At 40.4% G+C, this 18,281-nt stretch carries 20 protein-coding genes; 2 read left to right on the top strand and 18 right to left on the bottom strand.

Annotated elements, in window-relative coordinates; translation table 11 throughout:
* Positions 1-37: 37 nt before the first annotated feature.
* From ACTL32_RS08590 to ACTL32_RS08565, 6 genes are all read right to left on the bottom strand, one after another.
* Positions 38-622, bottom strand: a complete 585-nt coding sequence (locus ACTL32_RS08590; RefSeq protein ID WP_441341050.1) for a hypothetical protein — start codon at positions 620-622, stop codon at positions 38-40.
* A 32-nt stretch (positions 623-654) separates the two neighbouring features.
* On the bottom strand, positions 655-5,517 hold the full coding sequence (locus ACTL32_RS08585) for a DNRLRE domain-containing protein (RefSeq protein ID WP_441341049.1): 4,863 nt from the start codon (positions 5,515-5,517) through the stop codon (positions 655-657).
* 410 nt (positions 5,518-5,927) lie between these two features.
* Positions 5,928-6,143 carry a hypothetical protein gene (locus ACTL32_RS08580; RefSeq protein ID WP_441341048.1) on the bottom strand — a complete coding sequence of 72 codons (216 nt, stop codon included), beginning with the start codon at positions 6,141-6,143 and terminating at the stop codon, positions 5,928-5,930.
* A gap of 197 nt (positions 6,144-6,340) precedes the next feature.
* Positions 6,341-6,805 (bottom strand): DUF5348 domain-containing protein, encoded by a 465-nt coding sequence (locus ACTL32_RS08575; RefSeq protein WP_441341047.1) that lies wholly within the window; start codon positions 6,803-6,805, stop codon positions 6,341-6,343.
* Positions 6,806-7,071: 266 nt separating this feature from the next.
* Positions 7,072-7,410 carry a YolD-like family protein gene (locus ACTL32_RS08570; RefSeq protein WP_441341046.1) on the bottom strand — a complete coding sequence of 113 codons (339 nt, stop codon included), beginning with the start codon at positions 7,408-7,410 and terminating at the stop codon, positions 7,072-7,074.
* A 393-nt stretch (positions 7,411-7,803) separates the two neighbouring features.
* Positions 7,804-8,460 (bottom strand): hypothetical protein, encoded by a 657-nt coding sequence (locus ACTL32_RS08565; RefSeq protein ID WP_441341045.1) that lies wholly within the window; start codon positions 8,458-8,460, stop codon positions 7,804-7,806.
* A 160-nt stretch (positions 8,461-8,620) separates the two neighbouring features.
* Here ACTL32_RS08565 and ACTL32_RS08560 point away from each other — a divergent pair, with 160 nt between their 5' ends.
* Complete coding sequence (locus ACTL32_RS08560) at positions 8,621-9,049, top strand: hypothetical protein (protein WP_441341044.1); 429 nt, start codon at positions 8,621-8,623, stop codon at positions 9,047-9,049.
* A gap of 118 nt (positions 9,050-9,167) precedes the next feature.
* Here the strand turns inward: ACTL32_RS08560 and ACTL32_RS08555 are convergent, their stop codons facing one another.
* The 11 genes from ACTL32_RS08555 to ACTL32_RS08505 form a co-directional block, all read right to left on the bottom strand.
* A complete protein-coding gene (locus tag ACTL32_RS08555) occupies positions 9,168-9,641 on the bottom strand; it encodes a barstar family protein (RefSeq protein ID WP_441341043.1) in 474 nt (157 codons plus the stop codon).
* A gap of 139 nt (positions 9,642-9,780) precedes the next feature.
* A complete protein-coding gene (locus ACTL32_RS08550) occupies positions 9,781-10,161 on the bottom strand; it encodes a hypothetical protein (protein WP_441341042.1) in 381 nt (126 codons plus the stop codon).
* A gap of 355 nt (positions 10,162-10,516) precedes the next feature.
* Positions 10,517-11,542 (bottom strand): ABC transporter permease, encoded by a 1,026-nt coding sequence (locus ACTL32_RS08545; protein ID WP_441341041.1) that lies wholly within the window; start codon positions 11,540-11,542, stop codon positions 10,517-10,519.
* Positions 11,543-11,545: 3 nt separating this feature from the next.
* A complete protein-coding gene (locus ACTL32_RS08540; protein ID WP_441341040.1) occupies positions 11,546-12,412 on the bottom strand; it encodes an ABC transporter permease subunit in 867 nt (288 codons plus the stop codon).
* Positions 12,413-13,428: 1,016 nt separating this feature from the next.
* Positions 13,429-13,665: a hypothetical protein gene (locus ACTL32_RS08535; RefSeq protein WP_441341039.1), complete on the bottom strand. Its 237-nt coding sequence runs from the start codon at positions 13,663-13,665 to the stop codon at positions 13,429-13,431.
* A 143-nt stretch (positions 13,666-13,808) separates the two neighbouring features.
* A complete protein-coding gene (locus ACTL32_RS08530) occupies positions 13,809-14,270 on the bottom strand; it encodes a hypothetical protein (RefSeq protein WP_441341038.1) in 462 nt (153 codons plus the stop codon).
* Between the two features lie 111 nt (positions 14,271-14,381).
* Positions 14,382-14,807 carry a DUF4275 family protein gene (locus tag ACTL32_RS08525; RefSeq protein WP_441341037.1) on the bottom strand — a complete coding sequence of 142 codons (426 nt, stop codon included), beginning with the start codon at positions 14,805-14,807 and terminating at the stop codon, positions 14,382-14,384.
* 155 nt (positions 14,808-14,962) lie between these two features.
* Positions 14,963-15,247, bottom strand: a complete 285-nt coding sequence (locus ACTL32_RS08520) for a hypothetical protein (protein ID WP_441341210.1) — start codon at positions 15,245-15,247, stop codon at positions 14,963-14,965.
* Positions 15,248-16,513: 1,266 nt separating this feature from the next.
* Positions 16,514-16,642: a YvrJ family protein gene (locus ACTL32_RS08515; protein ID WP_204890565.1), complete on the bottom strand. Its 129-nt coding sequence runs from the start codon at positions 16,640-16,642 to the stop codon at positions 16,514-16,516.
* Positions 16,643-16,704: 62 nt separating this feature from the next.
* The gene (locus tag ACTL32_RS08510; protein WP_441341036.1) at positions 16,705-16,920 is read right to left on the bottom strand and encodes a DUF2922 domain-containing protein; all 216 of its coding nucleotides are present in this window, start codon (positions 16,918-16,920) and stop codon (positions 16,705-16,707) included.
* Positions 16,921-16,944: 24 nt separating this feature from the next.
* Positions 16,945-17,163 carry a DUF1659 domain-containing protein gene (locus ACTL32_RS08505; protein WP_441341035.1) on the bottom strand — a complete coding sequence of 73 codons (219 nt, stop codon included), beginning with the start codon at positions 17,161-17,163 and terminating at the stop codon, positions 16,945-16,947.
* Positions 17,164-17,255: 92 nt separating this feature from the next.
* Here ACTL32_RS08505 and ACTL32_RS08500 point away from each other — a divergent pair, with 92 nt between their 5' ends.
* Entirely contained in the window at positions 17,256-17,720 is a 465-nt protein-coding gene (locus ACTL32_RS08500) for a DUF2621 family protein (protein ID WP_441341034.1), read from the top strand.
* 15 nt (positions 17,721-17,735) lie between these two features.
* Here the strand turns inward: ACTL32_RS08500 and ACTL32_RS08495 are convergent, their stop codons facing one another.
* Positions 17,736-18,236, bottom strand: a complete 501-nt coding sequence (locus ACTL32_RS08495) for a CcdC family protein (protein ID WP_441341033.1) — start codon at positions 18,234-18,236, stop codon at positions 17,736-17,738.
* Positions 18,237-18,281: the final 45 nt, after the last annotated feature.

Raw genomic sequence — 18,281 nt, 5'->3', positions numbered from 1 at the left:
TCATTACAGTGGTTATTATAGTATATTTTTATATTTTTTAAACAAACTCACTCCATGCTTTGTAAAGATTATATAACGCTTTTTCATCGCTTTCTCCATTTATTGATCTTAAAGTTAAATTGTAAAGAATTTCTCTAGGATCCAGCGTAAGAGTGTTCGAGAAACCAATCGTTACTGGACGATTTAAATATTCAACTGTTTTTGGTTTTGTTCGATATCCCCAACTTAAATCACCGTGATTTCTAATTAACACTTCGTTGAAGTAGATTGCTATATCCATCGCAATACAAACTGTTCCTTCGCTAGGTTTTTCTGTATTTTCCATTAAAGATTCATGAAGCCAATCTGGTGCGTTTAACCTTTCTTCAGCAAGGTCTTCTGCTGATTTCGGAGCACTTTCAATTTGCAATAAAAACCATTTCCACAAATTCACTAATGATAGTGGTGTAAAATCAAGATCTTCTTTGTCTCCTCCCCCTGTATATACGTAGGCCATTTTTAAAAGTTCTAACCGCTTTGGCACTTCTTCCATGTACCAATCGTAATGTAGTTGCGCTTCTTTTTTTGTCATTTTTTCAAAAGATTCGAATTCAAATGGTGGTTCCATAAAAGGATAGTTCATATAACATTCTCCTTAATAGTAAAGGGTATATTTTATTGCGTATAATGAATTGTATATTTTATACCATGTTTTTTCAAAAAATCTAAAAGTGGCTGAGACGGACCGATCTTGCCGGTTTTGCCGCTTCTGAAAAAATGCCAATGTGCCCCATTTATTTTACCAAGTTTCTTCAATTCAGCATCTTTTAAAACTTGTTTCTTTATAAAACTTGTTAAAGAAGTATAGCCAACTTTTGACTCGTGAGCAATTTTATTAGCATAAGAATCTACTATCCTTTTTCCATAGGTAGTATTGAATGATGTCTGCGTTGAACCTCCTACTAATTTACTCAAATATTTTTCGCCATCTGATCCAGTGTTAAATTTCAGACTTTTAGTTGGCTTTGCTCCTGCTTTTGGTGCACCTGCACGAATAGGACCTAATTTGACTCTATCCACATACATATGCCCATCAGGATCAATAAAGCGAACTGGATTGTTTATGGCATAGTTATATCCGTTCTGAGTGTTTGGACTTTCTATATCCCCGCCATTCGGATCGGAAGAAATAAATACTCCTTCCGTCGGCTCGTAATATCGAGCAATGAGATAATACATTTCTGTATCATAATCGTAATAGTAAGATTTATATCGGAAGGGATTTTCTGTTGCCATTGGTCCATCTTCAGTTAGAATGTTACCCCATGCATCATACGTATATGATGCAACAACGACACCCTTCTGATCTGTTAGATACGTTATTTCATGATTACTGTTATAAATAAAGTAGTAATTCAGATTATTCTTCGTCATTACAGTTGGTAATCCAAAAGAATCGTAAATATATTCTGTAGTAACATTGCCACTATTATCGGTTTCAAAGAGAACATTTATTCCTTGATCATAATGATAATTCGTTGTTTTACCGTTAGTAGTTTTGCTAATTCTACGGCCCTTTTCATCATAAGCATAAATGGAAATTGTAGCACCTGAAAGATTCTTTACACTTGTTAAACGATTGAACTTATCGTAAACATAACTGTATTTTCCGTCTTTAAGCCGATTCCCATTGTCATCATAAGTATATAATTGCCCATCTGCAGAAATAAGGCGGTTGTTTGCGTCATACTCATATAATTTGGTAATAGTGGTGCCATTTTTTATCGTACTCTTACTTATTCTATTCCCGACTTTGTCATAAGAATAGGATTCATCTATTCCGAATTCTGAAAGTTCCTGGTTTGATAGCTGATTTTTTTTATCATAACTATACACTTTTTTCCCAAAAGCGGATGTTACCGTAGTTAGATTACCATTCAAATCATAATCGTTTGTCTCTTCGAAGAGCACATTAGTTCCGAGACTAACTTTAATATTACTTAATTGCTGCGCTACATCATTGCTGTAAAAGGAATGTACGCCATTAACATATCGACGTTCAGAAAGGAGCCCGGCCGTTGTATAATCCATTCCTACTTGAATAGAGCCGTTATGATAGACATTCTTTAATTGATCTTTGGTATCATAAACGAAGCTTTGGGTGAATTTTTTTGTTCCAGAACTTCCTATGATACTAGTCCACATATTAGTAGGAGAGTAATTGTATTCTATTAGTTGATTTCCATTTGATTCAGTTTTCAACTGGTTTAACTGATCGTATGAAAAACTTTTAGCACTATTGGTTTGAGCATTAATTACAGAGGTCTTATTTCCATTTTCATCATATCCATAAGTCCATTTTAATTCACTGTTTATTTTAATTTTATTTGGTCGGCGGTTTGCGTCATATTCTGTTATAACAGATGTTTGGCCGTCGGGTTGTGTTACTTTAACTAAATTTCCAATCGCATCGTAATCTAGTTTTATTGTCTGACCCAAAGGCTCAGTACGAGATATAAATTGATTTTGATCATTATAAGCGAATTTAAAGACGTTTCCTATACCATTTAGAATTGCTATCATATTTCCATTCGCATCATATGAATAAGAAGTCACGTTATTAGTGCCATCTCTCAATGAGACTAACTGATTTTGCTCGTTATAATCATATGAGGAAATATTTCCATTCGCATCTGTTGTTTGAATTATGTTTCCATATTTATCGCTAATATTTGATATACTTCTATTCAGTTTATCAGTAGTTTTAGTCATATAATTTTGTTGATCGTCATACTCATTAACTTCCATTGAGCCATCTGGTCGAGTTAGACTAAGAAGATTTCCATATGGTTCTTGATAAGTAAAATAAGTACTTTCACCTAAGGTGTTTGTTTCCTTAATTAAATCCCCATAGGAATTATACTCATAAGCTACAGTACCATTTGCGTCAGTTTCAGTAAGTGGTTGACTAAAATTATTATAAGTTGTCGAAACGGTATTTCCTAAACTGTCAGTTATTGAAAGTAAATTTCCTTTTGTATCATAATCCTTAACAGTCAAGTTTCCTTTTGGATCTTTAACTGTTTTTAGATTATATTGATTGTCATAGGTAAGAGTTGTATTATATTTCATTGGATCAGTAACGGTTACAACGAGATAATTATTGTTCAAATTATAAGTAGTCTGGTTACCAATTCCATCACTCTCAATTACAATAAAGTTATTTAAATTACTATAATCATAAATAGTAGTGGAACTGGCTTCAGTAATTGATGGTTGCTGCACTGCTCTCAAATAACCATTTTCATATAGGTAGTATGTTTCCCCCCCATTAGGATCTATTATTGCAGATAATAATCCTTCAGAATTATACTGGAATGAAGTTATAGAACCTGAAGTGCCATCTTTGAAATCGGTCACTGACTTCAAACGGCCATCTATATGATAACTATAAGCAGAGTTCTTTGTTCCTTCAAAAGTTGTTGAAATAACGCGCCCATTCTCGTACTGCAAAGTTAAGGTACGCCCTGTAGCATCTTGTATTCCTGTCAATGTACCGTCTACTTGCCGTTGAAATGTAATTCTATTTTGATTACGGTCCTCTTTATATGCAATTCGATATATTCGACTCTGTAATTCAGGATTATCTACCCGTTCACTAAATACAGTACGGTTCCCATTGAAGTCTGTCAGAACAAATATATCAGGGTTTAATTTTGATAATGACTGATAAACACCTGGGGGAGCTGTATAAGTGTTGTTTACTAAATTCCAATCAAATAGATGGGTTGTACCGTCAGCATCTTGATATAAAACGTCATTGTTAGGAAATTGCGATATGGTTTCTGATCCGGTAAATGACCAACCAAATCCAAAAGCAGAATCTTCTACAGCTTTTGAATTATAATTTCGATTAAACAAGAATCCAGAATTTCCGCGACCACTAATGGAAAAATCACTATAATCCACAACAAGATTTCCAGTACCAATATTTATTGCTCCCTGACCATTCACTAGGTCGTGGTAAAAGTAAGCCCAATAATTTTCCATACCTAGCCGGCTGATAGGATAATAAGTGATTGTTAGCTTAGGCGAGTAGTTAAGCATGCCACTGGCATCACTCGAATAGAACTTCTTGTAGGTGGCGAGCGTTTCGTTCGATGACTTTAAAGTCAGGCCAAGGTTCTGCGTCGGTGTATCCATCCATTTCTGGACTGTTTCAGCTTTGATGGGCCATTTGAAAAGCGGTGGCTCTGTGGCAGTGGTTTCTAATGCTCCGACCGTCTGACTCGATAGGAAAGAGCTGTAGTCGCCGCCTTTGTTTGTCCAAAGGGAACCGAGCGTTCGGCGGTTCCAGGTCGCACGGTCCTCTTCCCAAGCGTTGCTTGTTTCATAGAGCTGAATGGAAGCGGCCGTATCGTTCCAGACTGAGGACAAACGCAGGTTCAACTGGGCGTTCATGATCTTGGCACCGCGCGGCAAAGTACCCACATCAAACTGGAGCAGGGAACGGACGATGTTGTTAGTCGTGCTGTTCTTGTATAAGCCCGCTCCAAGTTCCTGGTCCGCGCCGCCAGTCGTATCCGGCAACGCGCTTCGGATCGTCGTGTCGTTCAATGCGTGATTCGGCTGATACACTTTTACGGTCGGATCCAGCACTACCGGGTAGACCCGTTTCGGGTCCTGCAGCCACGCCATGTCCGGTTTTAAAGTCAGCGTCAATTGGTCGCCGGTTTGCTGGGCGTCCACTTCAATGGCATTGGTCCAGGCGCCTTCCGGCACCGGATTCGGTAGATTGGAAACGAACCCTTCCGGTGTCGAGGAGTCCATCATGAACGGCTTCTCGATGGTGAACACACGGTCCTTCGTCACGGCATCAAGCAGGTACAGGTAGCCGTCTGCCGTCCGTTCCAACGTCATGCCGGTAATCTGAAAATCAAACGAATACGAAAGCGGCTCAGTTCCAGCCGGCTGCTTCTTGAGGACGATGTCCTCTTTGATTTTCGTGTTGCCGACGGTGTAGACCAGATCGGTATCCGGATAGATCTCTTCGTACGTGACTTGGTTCTCTTCTGTCACGGCGTCAACCTTCGCGGCAGCTTTTCCTTTGTACTTGATGGCTTTGATTTCCACGGTTTTCCCTTGTTGCTTAAGTGAGACCAGTGAATCCCCACTTGCAGTCTCAGCTGCAAACGAAGCATCAAAGTCGTTTTTTGCGTTGTGGTGACGGCCAGTCGACTTCTCCACGAGGGTATTGTCAATCGGCACCCATTTCTTCGTTTTGGCGTCCTGCACATGGATCGGCTCCGGCGAGATTTCCATGCGGTGCGCCCCATCCTCCTGCTGGAAGACCTGGGTGGTCGCCGTGCGTTCCTCTATAAGTTCAATTTCCTTTTGGAAGGAAGGTGGTTGAGTTTCCTGGACCGGAAGCGTTTCCGGTGTCGTGGATGGATTGGTATCAGCTTCCACAGGCTGAAGCGGTGAAACTATACTGATACACATAACGGTCGCAATAAGCGACAAAAGGTATTTCTTCAATTTCTTTCCCCCTAATGTAGTTGTACTAAAATAGTATAAAAGGAAAGAAATAATAAAATATAGGAATTTGTAATCGTATTGTAATATATTTGAAATAATACATTAAAAAGTTAATTTTATTAACAAATTTTTATGAATATTTTCAATTGATCGTTAAAATAAAAACGGTGTATTAATAAATTATTTCATTACTGCCGAAATTAAAAATTATTATTCGTTAAACTAAAGTTTTGCGAACAAATAGAAATCAAGAAAGAAAGATAACCAACCTCCATTGTTATCTTCCCTTCCTCTATACTCTTAACTTTGGGGTTAGAGAGTGTCTATCAGTTCAGCAAGCATGACACCATCTAACAGTTATCCAACTGCTAAACACAGACTCCTGGATTACTTTATTCATTTACCCATTTCTAAAATTCACTTAAAATTTCTGTAGCCCAGTAATAAAACCACCCTAAGCCTGTGAACCCGACGCCCATTCTCACAATGAAAAAAGGCATTCTAATGAGTTTTAGCATTCCACCCACCAACATCGGAAGAAGCACGCAACCTACTGCTAATATTCCGATAAACAAAGCCATTCTATCGATGACACTGGTGTCTATTTGAGAAAAATCTATCTGCATTTTCTTGGCCTCCCCGTTATCTTTATCGGAAAAATCCCTTTAATTCTTTAGCTGGCTGAATACTGCGATTAACTTCAACGTGAAATAAATTTACTGTTATTTAAAATGTAAACTTTGAACCGTTTTTCTCTAGCGGTACTATGTATAACTGGCATGCTGCTCTATTAGGTTATAGAGACAACCACCTGTTTGGACAGTCATCTTCTCAGGCGGGCCGTCATGCCGTTAATGGATGTTTCCCGTCCTAGAGCCACTGCATAATAGTCGTCTCCGTTGTGTTCGATGGTCGTCAGGATCCAATACGCTCTCTCATCTTCATCTTCGTCCTCATCCTTCACCAGAAGTTCGATGGTACTCCCGCTTGTGAAGTATTCACCGTTCAGCATTTCATAACGGCCAGCGGAATTATGGAAAATCGGCCCTTCTGAGATGACGTCTTTGGACAGATACTCCAGCTTCCGGTGGATACCATCCAACTTTTCGGTCAGTCCACGGTATTGCTGGATTAAAAATCGTTTGTCCGAGTCCCGACTGGGGGCAATGTTTTCTCCATCATCCCCTAGCCGGTAAAGCAGATCATGAAGCTGTTTTTTCAGTTTGCCAAACTCTTTCTGTGTGTCCTCTAATGAAATTTCTGTACTGCTTTTCGAAAAATAACTCAAAGAATCAGCTCCCTCATACAATTTAATATGGCCATTCATGTTCTAACCCAATTATTTTCATCCGGATGACTTCTGCTTAAGGAGAAAACCGGCCTCCAGCATTTTGACAGATAACTCAATCTTATTTCACTATACTTGTTTCAGGAACAGACTTCCAGGTCTTCTCCATCATTTCCAAAGCCAATAATGCCCTCACTTATTTGTAAAACAAAATTCCGGAAGTGGATTTTCAGCAGTTGCAGCTGAACACTCCAACAACCGATGGATCAGTCCAGCATATGCATGGAAGTAATCGTATCAATGGCCAATGGCCATTCGCCAAACGGATCTTCATAGGTGATGATGCGCTGCACATCATCTATTTCCTGGATTGTGCACCGGTGGAATTTGAAATGACGGTCTTCCCAGGATTGGATGAAGACGGTACATTTGCGGTCAAGTGCGACGATCAGCATATCCCCTATAGCCTGTTTTTCATCGGCACTGAGCATCGGCTGCGGATCGCATACTGCATCGGACCCCCAGGCATGCTGCGAGACAAACAACCCCTCCCATTGCGTGTGCCTTCCTCCATTTGATTGACTAAAACTTCTATTTTTCTCCATAATCTACTCCCCTTTCAATAATAAGAACGTTTGTTCTTATTATACCCATTATATTTGGCGAGTGTTCTGTTTCTGAAAAATTTTTATAAGCTAGAGGCGCATTATTAAAAAGAGAAGAAGCTTAGTCGGCTTCTTCTCTTCCGATAATCATGGCTATGTAAATTACATACTTCACAATACTCGTCTCCGAGGCTTATAGAATAGCCTTTTTGAATGTAACATTTTTTTAGCAAATTCACTTTCGCTTGTGATGCTTCTAACTTTTTTGAAATAGGGATTTTGAATGTAACTTAATTAGGATTAAGTTACATTCAAACTGAGTAGAAATTTTCTTGAATTCCCTATCGGCTGTTCATCCGAATACAGCCCCATCCATGCTATAAACTCGTTGCCCTATTGCAGTAACTCCTCAAAATCGTTATAACTAGATTCCATGATGAAAACGCGTGTGAGCCTTTCATTTACATAGCGGTCAATATCCAGCCAATCGAGCTCTTCGTCGTCATCTTCCGTTTTGTAGATAAGCTGCACTTGAGCCAGACCTTTTCTGATCAGTTCTTTCCCAAGCTCCCTCTGCCTATTCGCTACATAATATTGCCCTAATTCCAGGTAGTTCTTAACAAAATAAGGATAGGTTTCGATCGATTTTTTTAAGAAAGCCTCATATTGGATGCTATCTTTCCTTTCATAGTAGCTGGCAAGGAGAAGTGAAATCATGGAAGCAATTTCCGGATCTGCTTTGTTTAGCGCACCCTTTGCTTGTTCAACCAACACATGATCCAACTCTCCCCTATGCAAGCGAGAAAAAAGCAAAATCAAAACGAAATAAATCGGCTGGTCGTTGTGATGCATCAGCGCATCTTTAGTATACTCAGCTGCCTGTTCATAATCCTCAATGGGATCTAAGGTTTCTAGCATAATCAATCGATTCCACCCTTCAAGATCATCGGGGTTTTTCTGTACATAATCGATCAATAAAGCTTCCGCTTTCTCTAATTTCCGATTGGAAACCAGCTCGGTTATTTGTCTCTTTAATTCGCTATCCTTCATGTTCTCACCTCATATCCCTTTATTTGTTGGCTAACCCACAGTTTTCACCTGCGTTGCCCCTTATTCTCCGTCTTTTCCTGCACCTTCAAATAGTATAATGACGTCCGATCAAATGGAAAATTATGTTAATATTTAATAGAGATGTAAGAGGAGGCCACCAATGAAGAAACTATTAAAGGAAATTTCCGCCATTCTACTGCTTATTCTTCTTGTGTTCATCATCTGGTTTATAAGCTTGCGATCAACAACAGGCTATGTGTATCAAGAAATGGAATTGAATCCCTATGGAGATTTACGCACCGAAAATATCTGGGTAGTAGAACTCGAACCAGATGAAACCGAAGGAAAGACAAAGGCCGAAATCATTGAGGCAGTTCAAGCGCAAGCCGATACTTCTCGCTTTCTGGATGAAGGGAGTACGGATAATAGAAGTCCAGGAACGATTTATCAAATCCCGCTAATAAATAGGCAGCTCAGCACCGAGTTTCAGATTGGTGATAAGGTCAAGATATACTGGAGAGGTAGCGTTATGGAGTCGCTGCCAGCAAAAATCGATGGAACAGTCTTAGTAATTAAAACTGGAAAATAATTTAATCTCTTCATAATCAAAAGAACACTTAAAAAGCTGTTTGAAATTGTTTTCTATCTGTTCTATTTGGATTTGAATGTAACTTAATTGCTATTAAGTTACATTCAATTTATTTAATTTATATCCCTCGGTCTTTATCAAACCATTCTTCTCCATTCCAATCGGGAACCATTCCACCTATGGCAGGGAGCAACATTCTCGGATCAGTTGATTGAATAAAACTCATTACTGCTTTTCCTTCGAGTAAAAATCTCCAAGAGTTTATATGGACGACCTCTAACATAGCAATAGCTACTTCAGGATGTTTCGCGAGGAAGAACTCGTAATGAGTGAAAACCAACAAAATGCCCGTATTATTTATTGGTAAATCAGATAGACAATCACTAAACGCAGCTAGGTTTTCACCGTAGTAAGCTGGAAAATTCAATTTCCTCGCAACTTCTTTATGGAAAATCTCTTCATCCCATTCTCTGCAATCAAACCGAACTACCTCAAATCCTTCAGATTCTATCTTTTTAATATTTTTTTCTAAAAGGTCGGTTTTGCCAAAAAGAATTATACTGCCGTTTAGCATCAGTTCTTTCCACTTCACTGGTTTCGTATCTATGTTTTCCTCCTCCTACCTTTCTTATTTTAGAAAGTATTTTAGAAATGCTTTTTCTATAATGCTACTCTTTAAATTTCTTTAGAATAAAGGCTTCGAATGTAACTTAATTCACAATAAGTTACATTCAGACTCCGCATCTAACTATCTCAATCGATTTACAGGTAATCTGACAATCCATCATGGGAATAACCATTTTAACTTGATAAAGAGGAACACCTTCCACGACAATTTCTCTAATCGAAATGTCATGAAAATAGAAAGCCGCGTCATTGGGCGATTGTGGAATATCTCCCTCTGCCCCTTCCAACCAGGTATTGAAGATGGCGGAAAAACATTCCTTAAACAGAACGGTATATTCTCTATCTTCTACTTCATCATCTCTTGAGCCCATATACTTCATTGTCACTAAGTGCTTGCTGTTGTCATAATATAATTCCTTTAACTCTGTATCAATATAGTTCGTTGCCATTAATTGCTCTTCAACAGCTTGCCCACTTAATCTCACTATTGTCCCCTCCATTTCGAAACTTTAGTTGAAAACACATTAAAATACGAATGTGAATGTAACTTAACTGCACTTAAGTTACATTCGATTACTAGTCTTTACATCAAAAATTATCTTCAGATTTTTAAAAGACTTTTCATTTTTATATCTCTAAGAATAGAATTGAACCTCTTTTGTTAAATATACTTAGAACTCAAATTAATAGCTAGATAATTTTGGAAATACAAGCTTTTGTAGAAGTACACTTACACAAAGGAAAAAAGGAAGAGACTTTTTATGAAGTCCCTTCCCTGCCGATAATCCCTCATATGTAAACTCGATTTTATATTTTATTGCACAATACCACTTCATCCAATTATTGATTCCTAGAATGTAACAGCTGAAATGGCGCTAATACATCGAGCTTGGGTTGGGCAACGGTTTTCTGCAGTTCTTCTTTCTTCCCTTCTTCTTCCGAAGAGATAACCTGATTCAATCTATCCAGCATCGCTTTAGCAGCCAGGATCAGCAGCGTCAAGAACACCATCGGGATGAAGGCAATCCAGGGATAAGACGTCCACAGGTAATCCCACCACATCCCAAGTGTGCCTGCCCACTCACCGGACTGCGAAGCCGCGGTACTTCTGCCGAATAGATTTTCCATGAAAACCGTTCCGCCGATGAAAATGCCGAGAATCCCCAGGTGCGCCATCAAAATGAGCGTTTGGATAAACTCCCGGATAAAGATGACAAATAACTGAGGAATCAGGAATGGACGAATGTGCCGGGTGATGATTTGCCACGTACCGGCTCCGAGCGTCCTCGAACATTCGATGAATTCCTTCCGGTAGATCAACTCCACTTCATTGGCAATCAGAACCGAATTCAAAGGAATGAATATCAGCGAAAGGACGGCAATATACAGCAGAATCCGCATCCCGAAAGAAGGGATATCTTCTTGCATCAAAACCCCTTCCCGAGTGGCCCAATTCAATAACAGAAAAGCCAGCAAGGTAATCGGAAAGTAATTGATGGCGTCTGCAATCGATTTTAGCGGCCTTTTTAGTCCTTTCAGAAAAAATTGGAGGAACAAGCCAATAAAAACCGCTGGCACTACCCGCAGCACCGTAATGAGCAAGGCAGCGCCGATGGTGTATTTGGCGCCGACAAGCATGACAATGGCGATGTTACGTCCAAATTCATCCGTTCCAAAAGGAGGATAGACAGAACCGTTGTACGGAGCCGGAAGTGGTTTGCCGTTTTCACCATAGAGCAAGGAAGCCACCGGTATGTGATCATCGAAAAAGATGAAATAGAAGAGGCTGACGAAGAAACAACCGGCAATGAGGCTGAAGCCGGCTAAAAACAATTTATTCTTTACGAGTCGTTTGAACAGATACACGGTTCACCACTCCAATCTCTGACCGGTCGTTTTGTTGATGACCAGTGTCACGAATGCATACAATAGGAAAATGGGCAAATAGAAGAGAATCAGCGTAAAGGCGATGACATTCGGTTCCGGATAGGTCATGATATAGGTGAAGATGCCATTAATGTTAAAGATCCGTTCAAAGATGACCATCGATGATAGGAGCAGCAGCACGATTGACTTGCTGTGGCTAAAAATACTCGGAGTGATGTTCCGCAAAATGTGATGAAAAAACACGTACGTCTGGCTGAAGCCTTTGCTCTTCGCCAGATTTACATAGGTTTTTCCCAGTTCATCCCGCACCAGGAACAAAATCACTTTGTACATCATCAAGGTTGGAATGAGCGCCAGTGCCAAAATCGGCAGCAAATAGGATTTGTTTTGTCCGGTCCCTGCCACTGGAAATAACAGCGTTCCGGTTTGCTTGAAGTAATACAGGACCCCGTACTGGATAACAATGATAATGAATAAATCCGGCAACGCTTCCAACAACGAGATGGTCTTCGAAACCAATTGGAGACGCTTCTCGGGAAGCAGCGTCGTTAAATAAGCCAATCCAATACCGATGAGCAAGGATAAAAGCAGCGCCGACAAAAAAATCGTTAAGGAATAGAAATAATGATTCCAAAACTGAAGGAAAATGGAGTACTCCATTCCGGTCGGACCGATCACTGAAAGATTGGTTGGCGAAATTAGAGATTCCAGGATATGAACGATATGGGAAAGGAACAATCCGCCATCCAGCTGAATGCCATGGGTAAACAACCCCGTGAAAGCGCTTACCAAAATTAGCCCAATCGATACATAAAAAAATCTGAACAGAACATCTAGGAAGGCTTTCATTCGTTTTCCTCACTTTCTTCCCTTTTTTATGATCATTTTTCTGTGTTTCAAGCTTCATTTCTTGTTCGCCGGGACACACATTTGACCCCTTCAGATTAAACACAAAAGCTTTATCCCTAATATACCAAATAAAACCATTTTATAGATTAAATATTTCAATATCTTTTTCTTCTATATGCAGTTGATTAACTTCATTGTACAAAAACACCTTATTTGTTCTAAAACTCGTTCTTAAAAGGATTTTTTGTGAGACAAAAAAGAAGAAGCTCTTTTATAAGCTTCTTCTCTTCCGATAACTCCTGATATGTAAACCTAATTCATTATAATTGAGATCTTACGAAGATTGTAAAGCAATGTTTTATATAAAATGGTTACCCAGTCAATTTTTTTCAGCTAAGCCAGGTCACTGCTCGTTAAGAAAATACATAAATGCCCTTCCGCCAACAATTGGAAAGGCATTTTCTCCATTATTCGGTTTTATTCCAGTCCTTATATGTAAAGACAATAAAGAGCAGAATTGACAGGCTGTAAATAAGCAGAAACCATGAAAATACTATTTGGTGGATGACCCCTACAATGGAGTTAATAAAGACAAGGATTGCCAGCACTAAAACAAAAATTGTTTTTTGTTTTTCAGTTACCTTCATAACGCTTGGATGTTTATGTTACTCATATGTATCCTGCCTCCAATCATATGGTGTTCCTGGGATCGCCTCATAACCAGCGATCATTTCGCTGCAAATACGAAACTGGTTAATAACGGCTTAAATAATTCCAACACAGGATTTACAAACTTTTTTTCTTTCAATAACGCTTGATGGGTAAACCCAAATCCTTTTGAAATGCGAGTTTTCAAACCTTATGGCACGGCCTTTTGAATGTATCATATTTTCGTTTGAAATCAGTTTCGTGGATTTTCTAATAAAGCGCATGGAATTGGGTAAGTGAATGTAACTTAATTAGAGTTAAGTTACATTCAGATTTAACAAAAAGTCTCGAAAAATGGTTCCTAAAAGTTAGTAACTCGGAGAGTAGATCCTGCCGGTATCCATATCCAAGACAAAATCAACTTTTATATCCTCTGAATACGGAAGTTGATCAAAGTTATGAAGCCGGCAAAACACATTGGCAAAATCACGAGTCTCAAAAGTTAATTGTTCTGCTTGTCGATACATCTGCCTCAATTGCTGGTTGGAACATTTTTTACCGGTCAATAAGGCTTGGTTGAAGTAGCCGTTAATTTCAATAATCATCCTTATCACGGCTGGTTGCTAACCAGCTATATAGCTTAAATTTTTCAATACTTTCCTTTTTCCTACGTTACTAGAATTAAGATAAATCAAGTACTTTGAATGTAACTTAATTGCTAATAAGTTACATTCGAACTTAAAACCATTCACTGATTTTCTTCATCTTTAAGTACCCCATATCGTTGTTTTTCGCCCATCCACGAACTTACATCACGCCAGAAAAGCTCTTTAGCGGAAATCCAGCTTATGGGGTGAAGAAACGGTTGATTGATTTGCCACTCTTCATCCTCTGCCCAATAGAAGAGCCCTTCCTTGACCATAAGCTTTGCTCCATAAATGATGGCATCTTGGCCTTCCGCACGAGGAACCACATGGAACTGGGTGACGCCTTTAAAGAGTAACTCAATGGCAGAGGGTTCAGGGACTTGTCTCTGGAACAAGACACGGACACAGGTGTCCAATTCGATTGACATGATCATAGAGAATTCTTCATCAACGGAAGTCTCGGTACACATATAAAGTTCTTTTAGGCAGCTGTCATGAAATCCCCCGAAGAGTTCCATAAAATTTTCAATGTCTACCTGATCATTAAGCTTATTCCAGTTCACGACTTTGCACCCTTTCTACTCCTCTGGTTGATTGCTACACAAAAACTAATTTTCTTAGATTGAATGTAACTTAATTCACATTAAGTTACATTCAGATATTGAGAAAACATTTTAAGGTTTATAAAAATACGGACCGCAGTCTTCTTCGTGAGTTACGACATAAGTCCAGGTGAAGTGTTCATCGACGATATAAAGATCACTGCCTACATGAATGATGTCTTTCGCTTTAAGTCGAGTAGCTTTTGGGATGTGTATTGCTTCTTCGCTGGATGTGCAAATAAGATAGCACCCTGCTTTTTTCTGTAAATCAAATGCTTCTATCGCCCGTTTCTCTTTTAAACACTCGATTTTCCCCCGGCTAAATACATTCCACATGCATTGCTCAAAAGACATCTTTCTCTTTTGCGATTGGCTAATGTTCTTGGTAAAAGCTTCTTCCCATTGTTGCTCTAGCTCATTCTCTTTGTTTGGCACTAGTGTAAAGCTAATATTCTTGTCCTGTAATCGATTTGTTTGTTCATGTAAAAATTCATCCAATCTACTAGCCTCCTTTTTTTAAAGTTCCATATTGTTATTTCCTAATTTTTAACTGAATGTAACTTAACTGCACTTAAGTTACATTCACTTTCGCTAAGGTAGCGCCTTTCATTTGTCCCATACCTCAGCTTATATCCTTCTTGTAAAATTCCCCTCTACCATTCCCGCCATTCTTCGGTAATATCTTCCTCTGTCTCTAAACCAGCGTTTTGCGCTTTTTCTAGGATGAAATCATAAAGTTCTTCCCGTTCCAGTGTCTCGATGAAGGAATCATATTTTTCATTTAATGCATTTAAACGAAGGATCGTTTCCTTTACTTTCCGAAGGATTTCTTCGTCACCCGGATTTTGAAGATGTGAAATGCCTTCACTATACGCTTGGAGCACTTTCTCTGCTGCGGCTATATTTTCTTCTGTAAACAGGTCGTCTCCTTCGTCCATTCGAATTTTCCAAGCCTGAGTAGGTAAAGGCTGCTCCAACTGATTTGCGTTTTGCTGGATTATTTCAACGTCTTGCGGCAATGATTTTTCTATAAAAAGGGGTCGGTCACTGAACCTATCCCCTTCCAGCAGCTTGTGGGAATAATGTTTCTTATTCGTGAAATAAACGTATTCCAGCTCGAGGCACGGGGAGACGTCTCCATCTACTACCGTGGAATCCCAAAATTTCATGCTTTTTAGATGAGGGAGGTGTTTTATGAAACCGATGGATGGAATCGTTCCACAGTTATTCAAAGCTAAATCTTCAAGCGACCGGACCTTGCCTATAGGAGAAAAATCCTCTATTTTTTTCGCTGACTCTATTTCGAGATTCTTCAACTTTCCCGTCAAATGCTGTATCGCGCTGATGTCCATCAAGCTTCTCATGCTGAACAGGCCCAGGCGCCGCAACTTCTTCAATCCTTGGATCCCTTCCAGGGACGTGATGTTGGAGCGGATGAGCTCGAGATCTTCGAGCGCTTTCAGGCCTGTGAACGCCTTCAGGTTTTTCTCTTTTGATTTATAGCCTGAAACCTGCATCTTCTTCAAGTTGATCAGGCTGCCGATGGCCACCGCTTTTGGCGGCAGTGTGCCGTAGAACTTTTCCAACGTAGTCAATTGGTTGAAATCAACTGCCAGGGAAGGAGCCGTGTCATTGATGGACAAAGCTTTGAGCCGCTTCAAGTGATAGAGTCCACTCACATTCTTCACATTCGGACCTTCCAGGATAAAAGACTCGATGGTTGGGCATTCACTAAGGAAATCGATGTGGGATTCTTCATAGGAATAGGTAACCTTTGCCCTTTTAATTTTATTTGTTTGGATATACAGAATGGATGCTTGTACGTTATTTTTCCCAATTAACACCGTGATTCCATCCTCGTCGTTTCTTGTGCGAATTTTACTTTGTTCCATAGTTCCCCCTTAGTTATCTTTTTAGCATTGGAATTAAAACTCTTATAGTAAATATACTTAGAACGAAAATTAATAGCTAGATATTTTGGAAAATGAAACCGTTCGTAAAAGTACACATTTACGAACACCCCCTATAGGATTAAAAAACACAAAAAAGAACGTTCGTAAAGGTCCCTAGCCTCTTTACGAACGTTCACTGGATTCTCGATACTTTTACGGACGGTTTTCCTCTTCCAAAATTAGCTGCAACAAATAAAGCTGCCCGAATCGCATTCGAATCAGGCAGCTTCCTTGCATAGATTTCAACTTTTGTTAGGAAACTTTAATGGCGACCAGCGCATCGTGGATCGCTTCAAGTTTCGATTCCACCCGGTGCATCAAGTAAAATGACACAAAGATCGGGAATCCCACTTCCTGGATCAACCGCATCCACTCATCCATCCTGTCACTCCTTTCTACTAGAAAAAGCTCCCCCTTGCGAGGAGAGCTTCAAGCCACTTTGTTTAGATGGTGAAATCGACGACATTGCGTTCGACGATGCGGGCCGCTTTCGCGACGGTGAATGCTGAGCCTTCTACGACGAAGACGTTTTGAGCGATGATCGACTGCATGCCGGTTTGGAGTTCAAGCGGCGTCAGATCCTCTCTCGGATCCTCCACCGACAGCGTCGCTTCCTTGCCTGCCGCAGTCTCGAAAATCAGTTCCAATGTTTTAGCCATTCCTTATTCCCCCTTTTTTAATGGTTACGCGTAAATGTTCTGCCCTGATTGCTTCTCAAGGAACATCAGCGGCTTCGTGCCAAACCCTGCCAGGACGTTCACTGTTGCAACGATTGCGTCAGCTCCTGCCAGTTCAGCCACGTTGTGGTACGATTTCAATTTCTTCTTCGTCTTGCCCTCTTCGTCAAGGCCATTGTCGAAGGTACAGCGGATGCTTGCGCTTTTGAATTCTGCTACTGCCATGTCGATCACCTCCTTTCATTCGCTATATAGACACAAATGCGGAAAGAGGATACCTTTTTTGATGAATTTTTGAAGAATTGCTTTTATAATAGATGGAGGTACGAATAAACGAGGTGAACAACGTGGCACTTGAAGGCTGGTTTTTATATTTTATCCTTTTCTGGGTCGTGGTACTGGTCGGACTGTTTGCCATTGGCGGCTTTTTCATGTTCCGGAAATTCCTCAAGTCCATGCCGAAAAAAGACGGATTGTCGGATTTGAACTGGGAAGAATACTATGTCGATAAAACCATCCATCTGTGGGGAACGGAAGAAAAAGCCCTATTGAACGAATTGGTGCAGCCGGTTCCGGATCTGTTCCGCCCGGTTGCGAAGCAGAAGATCGCCGGGAAGATCGGCCAGATTCTTTTGGCAGAAAAAGCGAAATCGATCAAGCTCGAACACATCATCCGCGGCTATATCGAAGCGACGCCAAAGCGCGACCATAAATTCCTGCGCAAAAAGCTCGCGGAAATGCAGATTGACATCCAGCCATATGAACAGTATTTCGGTCACTAAAAAAAACGCTGCTCCTCATTGAGGAACAGCGTTTTCTAGTTTTTGCTGCAATTTGCGGTACTGCATGTACATCGCAAGGCGCCAAGGCACGATCATGCCGAACGCGAGCAGCCAGAACATGCCGCCCAGTTCGCCGACATCGATCGTGTCGCTCAGCACCACTTTGCCGACCAGTCGGATCAAAAGCAAGCCGATCAGGATGAAGACGAAGGCTTTCGATCGTTTCAAGTAAATGTCGCCGTCCCGGACTTCGAATTTCGATGTCCAGATCAACACGGACGAAAACAGCATGCCGACTGCCAACGCTTCCACGATCTGCAGCGGGGCCACCCGGAAAAACGGGAAGATGAACATCAAGGCACCCGTCGACATGAACAGCGGCGGCAAGATGATCTTCTTGGCCGATGCGGGCTTTTTCGCCGACTTCGAACGGACGAAAATGGCGAGAATCCCCATGCCGAGCGCTCCGACCGTCGTCGCAATCAGCATCAGCTCAGGCGGAATCATTTCAAGCATGGGCTCCCTCCTTGCTGCATAGGGCAAATGGCGTTGTTTCTTCTA

Source organism: Planococcus sp. FY231025 (assembly GCF_052078085.1).
Lineage (GTDB): Bacteria > Bacillota > Bacilli > Bacillales_A > Planococcaceae > Planococcus.
This window is presented reverse-complemented; position numbering and strand designations above follow the sequence as displayed.